This window comes from Okeania sp., assembly GCF_983059655.1.
Window position 1 is genome coordinate 1 of sequence record NZ_CEZPJD010000155.1, and the last position, 10,495, is coordinate 10,495.

General features: G+C 33.2%; 8 protein-coding genes. 4 read left to right on the forward strand and 4 right to left on the reverse strand.

The genetic code is table 11. The features are described from left to right. Window positions 1-339: 339 nt before the first annotated feature. The 3 genes from AC3DU7_RS11110 to egtD all read right to left on the reverse strand — a co-directional run bounded on the left by AC3DU7_RS11110 (window position 340) and on the right by egtD (window position 3,633). Window positions 340-540: a hypothetical protein gene (locus AC3DU7_RS11110; protein ID WP_488039413.1), complete on the reverse strand. Its 201-nt coding sequence runs from the start codon at window positions 538-540 to the stop codon at window positions 340-342. A gap of 19 nt (window positions 541-559) precedes the next feature. Beyond that, on the reverse strand, window positions 560-1,903 hold the full coding sequence (gene ovoA / locus AC3DU7_RS11115; protein ID WP_488039414.1) for a 5-histidylcysteine sulfoxide synthase: 1,344 nt from the start codon (window positions 1,901-1,903) through the stop codon (window positions 560-562). A 731-nt stretch (window positions 1,904-2,634) separates the two neighbouring features. Next, on the reverse strand, window positions 2,635-3,633 hold the full coding sequence (gene egtD / locus AC3DU7_RS11120) for an L-histidine N(alpha)-methyltransferase (RefSeq protein WP_488039415.1): 999 nt from the start codon (window positions 3,631-3,633) through the stop codon (window positions 2,635-2,637). Window positions 3,634-4,561: 928 nt separating this feature from the next. Here egtD and AC3DU7_RS11125 point away from each other — a divergent pair. The 4 genes from AC3DU7_RS11125 (at window position 4,562) to AC3DU7_RS11140 (ending at window position 9,484) form a co-directional block, all read left to right on the forward strand. Further along, window positions 4,562-6,334 carry a peroxidase family protein gene (locus AC3DU7_RS11125; protein WP_488039416.1) on the forward strand — a complete coding sequence of 591 codons (1,773 nt, stop codon included), beginning with the start codon at window positions 4,562-4,564 and terminating at the stop codon, window positions 6,332-6,334. Window positions 6,335-6,963: 629 nt separating this feature from the next. Beyond that, window positions 6,964-7,869, forward strand: a complete 906-nt coding sequence (locus AC3DU7_RS11130) for a hypothetical protein (RefSeq protein ID WP_488039417.1) — start codon at window positions 6,964-6,966, stop codon at window positions 7,867-7,869. 667 nt (window positions 7,870-8,536) lie between these two features. Continuing rightward, window positions 8,537-8,944, forward strand: coding sequence for a hypothetical protein (locus AC3DU7_RS11135; protein WP_488039418.1), 408 nt, complete (start codon window positions 8,537-8,539; stop codon window positions 8,942-8,944). Between the two features lie 33 nt (window positions 8,945-8,977). Next, on the forward strand, window positions 8,978-9,484 hold the full coding sequence (locus AC3DU7_RS11140; protein WP_488039419.1) for a hypothetical protein: 507 nt from the start codon (window positions 8,978-8,980) through the stop codon (window positions 9,482-9,484). Window positions 9,485-10,051: 567 nt separating this feature from the next. On the opposite strand, the gene AC3DU7_RS11145 is transcribed toward AC3DU7_RS11140, so the two are convergent. After that, window positions 10,052-10,495 (reverse strand): prolyl oligopeptidase family serine peptidase (locus AC3DU7_RS11145; RefSeq protein ID WP_488039420.1); only part of this gene is annotated, 444 nt, incomplete at its 5' end.

A 10,495-nucleotide genomic window follows, 5' to 3' on the forward strand; every position in this document is an offset into this window, starting at 1 on the left:
TTGTCTAAACTGATTAATATTTTTGTAAGTTGGCATATTCTCAATACAGTGTATCCCCCGAGCATAAAGTAGAACAGCTGAATGACAATTAAACACTTGATTTTTAGTTATTTCTAGCCACCAAGGTTTAAGTATTTGACGAGCACAAGCATGAATACTGAAGAATTTTTAGCGACTTCCATTAACCAATTCTTGGCATATTCTCCATTCAAATTATCCCCAAGAAAAATGGTTTGAGAACCCTCTAGTAGTAGAATACCGAGATACACCATATCGCTCGATCATTGCTCTTTCCGTCTGATCTATACCAGGATACAAATCAATTAATAATTTGTACATTTAATCAGTCAAATATTTTTGACCAAAGTATTTTTGATGAAAAATTTTTCTCCCTTTAACTATTCTGTTTGATTGAACCTCCTCTTTAACTAATATTCCTTGAAATTCTGGCATTTTTTCAAAAGCTTCAATCCATTTAGATACGAGATAAGAACGTATAATAGTTGGATCTATTAATAGATAAAACTTTTTCTGAGTCATGGCTTCTATCAATTTATAATTATGCCTGAACTATTCTAAAACCAGCGTGTTGATAAAAATTAGGACGAAACCAATTACGATAATATTTCAAAGCTTCTGTACCATTAGTTATCCAACATCCCCCTAACATCATATTATGTTGACTATCAAAAAATGGAGCAGAATAATCTTCATAAAGTTGATGAGGTTTATATCCTGAAAGAGGATTCAAATTATCAGTTAACCATTCCCAAACATTACCCCGCAAATCATATAATCCTGATTCATTTTTGGTAGTTTCTAATAAACCAACGGGAGAAGGAGAACCAAATTTAAAATTCAGATTGTAATTATCTGCTTCTGCTTCTTTGCCATTTCCATAAGTTGCTAAATTATATTCAGCTTCACTCATTAAGCGAATATTTTTACCTTTCCAACTACAATAAGCCATTGCTTCATAATGATTAACTTCCACAGGCCAATCTAAAGGTAAATCTATTTCATCAAACATAGCTCGATATTTATAATCACCATTTTCAGGTATCCAAAATTTAGGATGTTTGATGTTATTTTGAGTTTTCCAAAGCCAACTTTCTTGAGTCCAATAATCTTGATTTTCGTAACAACCAGACTTGACAAATTCTAGAAAATCTGAATTGGTAATTAAATATTTACTAGCAATAAAAGACGAAACTTCTACTTGGCGATCGCCATATTCTATATCCCAACCAAAAGTAGGATAATCTGCTGGTTTACCTATTTTTACTACCCCACCAGCAACTTCAACCATTTCATTATCAATTTGCCTAGCATTTGTAGGAGCATATTCCCAATTACTAGGACGTTTGAGTTTTTCTACAGGTAGTTGCCGAAACAACATAGATGAAGTTTCGATATGGATGCGTTGATGTTCGATACCCATCATCAATGCCCACAAAGGATGATTTTGATGGATGGGCAGATTTAAAGGAGTTTTCTCAATTAGGTCTAATATGATTTGATAGACTTTTTCTCGGTACTGCCAAACATCTTCAAGTTTAGGCCAGTTAATGTGGGCGATTGCTTGGTCTAACTCTTCTGGTATTTCTGGATCTACTCCTAGCTCAAATAATATTTCGTAGTTAGGGTTGAGGCGTTTTTCTAATAATTCCACACTAATTAATTTATTGATGTAGAAAACCGCTGAATGTCCGAGATAAAAAATTAAAGGATTTCTCAAAGGGTCGGGATTGGAATAAAATGTTTCTTCACCCACTAGACTGTTCATCAAAATATCTTCAAGTTGCCAAGCATTATTAAAGTAATCAAGGATATCTTGGCGTAGTTTATTGTTAGTATGACTATTATCAAGTTTTGGTGGATTGATAGATTTAAGACTGTTCATAATTTCAAGAATTTAGAATTTAGAATTACCTCTCCTTTAGAGGATTGACTAATCATAAAAATTTTTATTTATTATCCCCTTAAAAGTGGAGACTTTAAAGCACAATATTTCGGTCAGAAAGTTTATTTACTTGGATATTTTTTTAATTCAAACTTTTAGGCTTTAATTAGGGTTTGCTGAATAAGTCTTTTTGTTGAGGTAGGGAGTAGGAAGTAGTTAAGAGTCAGGAGGAATGGGGAGTTAAAGAGGATGTATAGCGCTGTGCGCAGGCAACAGGCAACAGCTCATCTGGCAACAGAGGGAATAAATTGCCGATAACATAAGACTTTTAGCTATTGGGCAAATCCTGCAATTTGTAAATATACCAGCGCTCATTGCTATAGTTGCCAGAATTGTCCCTTAATTTTTCTGCCCAACTCTTGCACAAAATGCTAGTTTTTTGAGCTTTCTTGACCAAAAAGCTGGCACTTTTCTTCAACCGAATAAGGTTGAAACTTTCATGTGTCAATACTTTGATAGTTAATCAGCAAGCCCCAATTAAGAATTAGGGGAGTAAGGAAGTTGGGGGAGTAGGGGAGTAATATCATGTCCGGATAATCAGTGATAAAAAAACTATTACCCTTTTAAGCTTTTTTTCCCTTCTGCCTTTCCTGCGGAATGCTGCGCAAACAGCATAGCTGCATTCTGCTTTCCCCTTCTAAGCATTTACTGCTGAGTGCTGACCGCTTTTTTCAAGCTTGACAAAGAATTAATCCAAACCACTGTTTAGGGTCTGTCCATACCTTCTTAACTTTTAATCCTTTTGTTTCCAGCTCTGTTTGAATAACTGCTAAATCAAACTTGCGAGAAATTTCAGTCAGAATACTTTCTCCTTTCTCAAAATCCACCTTTAAATCTAGAATTTCCAAAGAGAATGTGACATTTTCTTGACAATAAAGACGCATTTCTATTTGTGATTTTTCTTGATTGTAAATTGCTTTATGAGTAAATAAACCGGGGTCAAAATTTCCTTGGAAACGCCAATTCAAATGGGATAACATATTCAAATTAAAAGCAGCCGTAACTCCTTGACTATCGTTATAAGCTGGTTCTAAAATTTCTTTGGGTTTTTGTAAATCTATACCAAGTAAAAAATAATTTCCTGGTTTTAAAGCATTAACAACTTTATTCAAAAAATGGTCAAATTCTTGTGGTGGAAAATTGCCAGCAGAACTTCCCAGAAAACAAATTGTTCTAGTTAGGGAAGCTCCTTCAAAAGAGGTTGGTGTAGGGTTTGATTTTAGATGAGCTAAAGTTTCATCATAAGTGCCAATAAATCCCTCAATAGAGAAATTTGGATATTTTTCTTGTAGCTCTAATACGCTACTTTTGAGTATTCCCCCACTTACATCAGTAGGTACATATCTAAAAGAACCACCTATTTTTTGATAAGCATCTAACAAAAGGCGAGTTTTAGTTGAACTACCACTACCTAATTCTACTAATTCACAACATCCAGTTAGTTGAGCAATTTCATCTGCATATTTCTCTAGAATGGAAGCTTCTGTGCGAGTCGGATAATATTCAGGTAACTGACAAATTTCTTCAAATAGTTCTGAACCACGGTCGTCATAAAAATATTTGGGAGGCAAACTTTTGGGATTTTTTGTCAATCCACCAATCACATCTTGTCCATCATTTTTCACTGCTTGATAGTTGTCATTGATAATGGTCAAAGGTTGTGAGGACATTGTTTAACTCCTACATAATAAGTTGAATAATTAAGAGTTTTTTGTTAACAAATTCTGGACAAAAATTTGTCATCATAAAATTCTTCTGGAAAAATTTTAGTATAAATTTTCCTTCAAGTAAATGGCTACCTTTGAAGAATAAAAGCAACATATAAATCTTTTAGTCATTTTGTGGATTGAACGATCGATCGCGCAAGTAGGGAATACCATACATGGGAAAAGGAAGAGAGAGAAAGGCTTAAAAGTCTGAAAAAAAAACTTAAATTTTCTCTAGATATTAACTAGATATTTACCCTTGGATTTACACAAACTATTAAGCGCTGAGATGATATAAATGCTATAAGTAAGAAGGAATAAGGAAGAAACAAGAAGGAATAAGGGATAAATATTTCAAAAAAATAGAAAACGATAGATATAATTATCTCAAATAAATTGAATTAGCTATTTTTAATGCCAATTTTATAAACTTAAAGTGGGTGCATCTCAATGCCTGAATAAAGCAAAAATAATATCGCTTTTAGGGAACGAAGAGGTAATCATTAATTATTAATTGCTAATTATTCATTGTTAAAAAGATACCACCACCTACTCCTTTTAGTTATGTATATTAATGATGAATGGTGGCTGAAACTTCAACTATCTTGTTACCGAAATAATTTGCAGCACCACCGAATTTTAACCTTAATAAAAATCAACTCTAAGACCGATTATTAAACACAAATAAACTAACTCATCATAAAATGCTAAATGAATTTAAAGTCAAATTTCTATCGGGAATATTAAAATAGGTTAACAAAAAAATAACACTAGGCAATTACTGTATTTAATAGTTATATTATAAAGGAGTTAAAACTATATTTTAACCCACGCTTGAGTCTAGAGTAAGCCTCAAGTCCTCAAAATATAACTGTTATAAAAGGAGAACTTTATGAAGTGGCCTTGGCATAAATTCCCTACTCCCATTGCATTACTAAAATTACTTAGATTTCGTAACAAATTAAGAGAAGAAAACCTTCATGATACGGCACAATTACCTACTCAAAATGATATCGAGTTACCTTTACCTCTACCTGGCGATCGCCATTTAGTTGTGCGTACTGCTGATGGTAGTTTTAATGACTTGGAAGACCCCAAAATGGGTATGGCTGGTACTCGCTTTGGGCGTAATTTTCCACTGAAAAATGTTTATCCTAATGAAGAGAATTTACTTAATCCTAATCCTCGTGTTATTAGTCGAAAGTTATTGACGCGAGAAGAATTTGTACCAGCTACTACCCTAAATCTATTAGCTGCTGCTTGGATTCAATTTCAAACCCATGACTGGTTTTCCCATGGAGGCAACCAACAGGATAATAAGTTTCAAATTCCCCTGGAAGAAGGCGATCCTTGGCCTGAAGAATATCGGCCTTTAGAAATCAAAAAAACTTTACCAGATACAACTCGTAGCGATGAGAATATACAAGGACCTCCTACTTATATTAATACAGTTACTCATTGGTGGGATGCCTCCCAAATATATGGTAGCGATCGGGAAACAATAGATAAGTTACGCTCCCATGTAGACGGCAAAATGTTAATTGAGGATGATGGTTTATTACCTATTAATTCTGAAAATGGTATCGATCTAGTAGGCTTTGACGATAATTGGTGGATTGGACTGAGTATGCTCCACACTATATTTGTCAAGGAACATAACATAATTTGCGATCGCCTTAAACAACAGTATCCTGCATGGACAGATGAGGATATATTTGACCATGCTCGTTTGATTAATGCTGCTTTACTAGCAAAAATTCATACCGTAGAATGGACTCCAGGAATTCTTGGCCTTCCAGCTTTACAAATAGCTATGGATGCTAACTGGTGGGGTTTATTGGGTCAAAATTTCAAGAGGATTTTTGGCCGTGTGGGAGATAGCGAACTTCTGAGTGGTATTATTGGTTCTCCTACTGACCATCATACAGCTCCCTACTATTTAACTGAAGAGTTTGTCTCTGTGTATAGAATGCATCCATTAATGCCAGATGAATTTAAGTTTTATTCGGTTAAAAACGGGAATTTATTACAAAAGAATAACCTATTTGAAGTTGCTGGTAATCGTACCAGAAATCTTGTAGAAAATTTAGAAATGCCGGATTTATTTTACTCATTTGGTATTAGTCATCCAGGAGCAATTACTTTATATAATTATCCGAGTTTTCTTCAACAACTTGTGCGAGATAATGGTGAAGTTTTTGATTTAGCTGCTGTAGATATTTTGCGAGACCGGGAGCGGGGTGTTCCTCGTTATAATGATTTTAGAGAATTAATTGGTCGTGGACGAGTAAAATCTTTTGAAGAGATTACTGATAATGAAAAATGGGTGAAAGAATTACGAGAAGTTTATCAGAATAATATTGATAGTGTAGATTTAATGGTGGGTATGTTTGCGGAAAATCCTCCCACGGGATTTGGTTTTAGTGATACTGCTTTTCGTGTGTTTATTCTTATGGCATCTCGAAGGTTGAAAAGCGATCGTTTCTTTACTGAAGATTATAGAGCTGAAATTTATACCCAATTTGGTTTAGATTGGATTGATAATAACAGTATGTTGACTGTTTTGCGTCGGCATTATCCTAGTCTAAGTCCGGCTTTATTTAGTGTAGAAAATGCTTTTGCACCTTGGCGAAAGGTAGGTAAACAATTAATAATTAATAATTAATAATTAATAATTAACAATTACCTCTCCTTGAAAAGAAGAGGATTGACTCAAAGCAAAATTTTTTCTTGTTTCTCCTTTAAAGGAGAGGGTTTAAACCTTAATTATTCGGTAATAACGAAGTTAGAATTCAGAAGTTATAAGGGTTATCATTTTAATTAAACATACAACTCTCTAAGTGTTTTAAATGCACAACAGCTTACTATTTCTTAAAATCTTGCTACATATTCTTGAGAATAGGAAGCAAGGAGTAAGAAGTAGGGTTTCACGGAATAAGATATTTTTGCTTAATTCCTAGTGCAGGATGGCGGAAATAACTAACCAGTTAAAAAAGGTTCAAAAGCTTGTACAATAACCTTTCTTCCCTTCTGCCTTCTGCCTTCTGCCTTCTGCCTTTTTGCACTAGAATCGCTAAAATCATTCTTGACGCTTACTTAATATTTGATTTGGGTGTATCTCAATATTTGCAAAAATACTTTTTTCTTATTCCCTATTCCCTGTTCCCTGTTCCCTAAAAGCAATAAAATTTTGGCTTTATCCAAAATTGAGATGCACTCTTTAACTTTTAACTTCCGCGTAGCGACACTAGCTATTAGAAAAGCAAGAAAACCTATATTTAGGAAAGATAAAAAATGTTAGATATTATCAGCTTTAATCCATTTCGAGTGAAAATTCCATTTTTACTAGACATAATTATAATTTCTGATTCAGAGCAAATAAAGAAAATTGAAACTTCAGGAGATGTAGACCGTTTACACACATACGATACTGCTTCCTTACCTTGGTGGGCAAAAATTTATTTTAGAGCTACTAAATTTCACGATCGAGAGCGTGATTTATGGTTTTGTCCTTTCGAGTCAACTTCTAATCCTACCTATCAACAAAGAAGAGCATATCTTGAGGAAAAAGTGGCAACAAGTTATAGTGAAGCAGATGTCAAAAGAATTGCTGAACTATTAAATAAAAATACAGAAGATGAAGTTCTTGCTTATGAAATGGTGCAAATAGTTAATCAAAGATTTTTTGAGAAAGAGATTCCTTTACCTATTACTAAAACTGCAAAAAATACAGTACAAAGTTTAGGAGAAGGTATTTTGCCATGGAAATATATTGCTGGTAAAAAAGCACAGAATCAAGTGATGAATTACTGTGCAAAAAATCTTCCCAATGATGTTCATATTCTAGATATCGGACATAATATTGGGGAGGTTGTGCAAACAACAACAGGTGCATTAAGAACATTAAAAAATAACCTAGATAAATCAGTAGAAGAAATTTTTACATCTAATCCTTTGACTCTTCAAACACCACGAATAGCTTTGAAGGAATCAAATTTTGATGGGTTATTATCATCTTCTACAATTCCAGGAAAAACAGTTTTTATCTTTAAAATTGGAAACGCTGCTATTGAAACCCAGGATATAAATTTTACTTTTAGCACTGGAAGTTCAGAAAGAGCTTGTGTATTTAAAGATTTTTTTATGGAATTTATGAAAGATTTACAACAAGAGTTGCGTCAGACAAAATCTCAAAGTTAGTAAGCATTTCCTCCGGAATGCTGCGCAAACAGCCGTCAGCCATCAGCTATCAGCTATTGCTTTTAATTTAGGATAAAAGCTTTATTAATTGTCTTACTACAAAAGTTAGTTCCCTTGCTCTTAAAGTCAATTGTTAATTTAAACACTGTCTTTAAGGAGAGAATCTTGTTGCTGATAGCTGACAGCTAATAGCTGTTTGCGTAGCATTCCGTAGGAAATGCTTACCAAAGTTAGGATTCGGATATTAGTAAATATAGTCATTTTAAATAAGAATGGGGTAGAGAGAATTTTATCAGCCCTTTAAATCAAGTGTTTAAGCCTAAGTAAGTGTTCCAGACTAATTAAAAATACTATATTTTCCAAAAAAGTATTGGTGGGTTTAGTTAACAAAAAAAACTAAAAACTTTGGCATTTGTTTTGTTCTGTACTAAAACTCTAGAACAAAGTATAGAAATTTGGAAGATTCTCTCAACACCAGACAAAAACATTTTTATTATGGCTAATTAATGAGACTTTATATAACAGTTTATCTCCGGATATCTTTGATGGTCAAAGAAAGATAAAATTGTTATTCTAAGTTTATGAATTTCATCTTTATCTTTCCCAATCTTGAGATACTATTTATTCTTTGATGTGGGAAAGGGATATTTAAAATAAAATTAGATTAATGAAAAACGAGACCCAAAAATTACTTCCACCTGCCTCCAACAAAAATTTTTGTGCATATCAAAAGGAAAAAGATGCTGCTCGAAATGTACGTGGGGCACTTAAACTGGAAGCATCTACTTCAACACCTTTGACACTAGCAGGTGAAGAAATTTCAATATATGTTGTGATTAGAAATCCATTCTTAGTTCCTGTCATAATTCAAAGCACTGAAACACATATTCCAGTTAGTTTGGTAGACGAGTTAGGTAAAAAAAGATATAAAAAGCGACTTAAAGAGAATCGAAAAAAAGAGATAAAAAGCATTGGAAAAGAAGACAAAAAAACTGAATTAAAAGTTAATACTATTGATCCTATTGATGCAAAAATCAAAGTTTCTAGTCCAAGAAAAAATTACTTCCTTGTCTAACTAATTAGATTAGGTTTAAGACTAAAGTTTATTATGCAAGATATACTTCAGTTTTTCCTTGTATTTCTTCAGTTTCAGTTAAAAAATACTGGCGATCGTGTTGCAATAGCAGTGAGTCCTGAAGAAGAAGATTATGACCTGGATTTACATGTTGATATTTACGGAAATGTAATAGGAAACATAAGTATACCTCCGCAGAATTATTTCAGATTAAACATTTATGGTGATGTTGAAGGAGATATAAAATTTGGAGATATACAATTTGCTGATACTACTGCTGATACTAAGACACCTGAAAATCAAGTTGGAATTGTTCTCCAACCAGGTAATTCATTAGTAAAACATTTTGTTTTGAAAACTACAAAATGGCTTTTCTTTCCTCCTGTAAACCATACTTTTCAAATTCAAGTACGTTACGAATTTGATGATAAACTTCATATCGATACACTTCCTTTTACAATTAATATCAAAGCACCAATGCGCTCATCAATTATTGGAGCAATAATTGGTAGCTTTTTTGGGTATATGTTCAACAATTAATAATTAATAATTAATAATTAATAATTGACGCTTCAAGATTTTTTTCTCTTTTCTCCTTTAAAAGAGAGGATTTAAACCTTAATTATTCGGTCAAAAATGCAGATAATGTTTCTGATTTACTTGAGCTTGAAAGACAGCTTTTAATAGGAATATTGCGTACAATCATTTTTTCCTTGATAGTTATATCATGTCCGGATAATTAGTGATAAAAAAAATTTTCTCCTTCTTCTTCTTTCTTCCCTCCTGACTCCTGACTCCTGACTCCTGACTCCTTCATCGTTTATTTATAACTGTTCAACCGGACATGATATTATTGTTGCATTTGCTCGAAAAAGTAATGTTCAACAGGTTGTTTCTGTTGAAGATTTTTGGGGAGGAATATTTACTGGATTTTTAGTTGGTTATACTGGAGAAGAATTTATCAAATCATTATTGGAGTTGTGATTAACTAACAAATTGCAGCACTTTTTAGGAACGTGAGGTACAGTTTTAAAATTAATTTTTTTTTCCTACTCCCTACCTAAAGTCCTAAAATTTTGTACCTCATCAACTCCAAAACTGCTATAATTAATTACCAAAATTTTCTGGCAATTCAATCTCAAAGTTTCTCAGCAAAAAAGCAAATTCATCTGTAATTTCTTCAATAATTTTTGTAGTAGGTTTTCCTGCTCCATGACCTGCTTTAGTTTCAATTCTAATTAACACTGGATTATCTCCAATATGAGCTGCTTGTAAAGCAGAAATAAACTTAAAACTATGAGCTGGAACAACCCGATCATCATGGTCAGCAGTAGTAACTAAAGTTGCCGGATAAGATATTTCTGGCTTTAAATTATGTAGGGGAGAATAAGCATATAAAGCTTTAAATTCTTCTGGATTATCTGGAGAACCATAATCAGCAACCCATGCCCAACCAATAGTAAATTTATGGAAACGTAACATATCCATTACTCCCACTGCGGGTAAAGCTGCACCAAATAATTCTGGTCTTTGAGTTATACAAGCACCTAC

Bases quoted from the DNA above. Each gene is read 5' to 3' on its own strand.
- AC3DU7_RS11110 (WP_488039413.1), bottom strand. From the start codon at position 540: ATGACTCAGAAAAAGTTTTATCTATTAATAGATCCAACTATTATACGT.
- ovoA (WP_488039414.1), bottom strand. From the start codon at position 1,903: ATGAACAGTCTTAAATCTATCAATCCACCAAAACTTGATAATAGTCAT.
- egtD (WP_488039415.1), bottom strand. From the start codon at position 3,633: ATGTCCTCACAACCTTTGACCATTATCAATGACAACTATCAAGCAGTG.
- AC3DU7_RS11125 (WP_488039416.1), top strand. From the start codon at position 4,562: ATGAAGTGGCCTTGGCATAAATTCCCTACTCCCATTGCATTACTAAAA.
- AC3DU7_RS11130 (WP_488039417.1), top strand. From the start codon at position 6,964: ATGTTAGATATTATCAGCTTTAATCCATTTCGAGTGAAAATTCCATTT.
- AC3DU7_RS11135 (WP_488039418.1), top strand. From the start codon at position 8,537: ATGAAAAACGAGACCCAAAAATTACTTCCACCTGCCTCCAACAAAAAT.
- AC3DU7_RS11140 (WP_488039419.1), top strand. From the start codon at position 8,978: ATGCAAGATATACTTCAGTTTTTCCTTGTATTTCTTCAGTTTCAGTTA.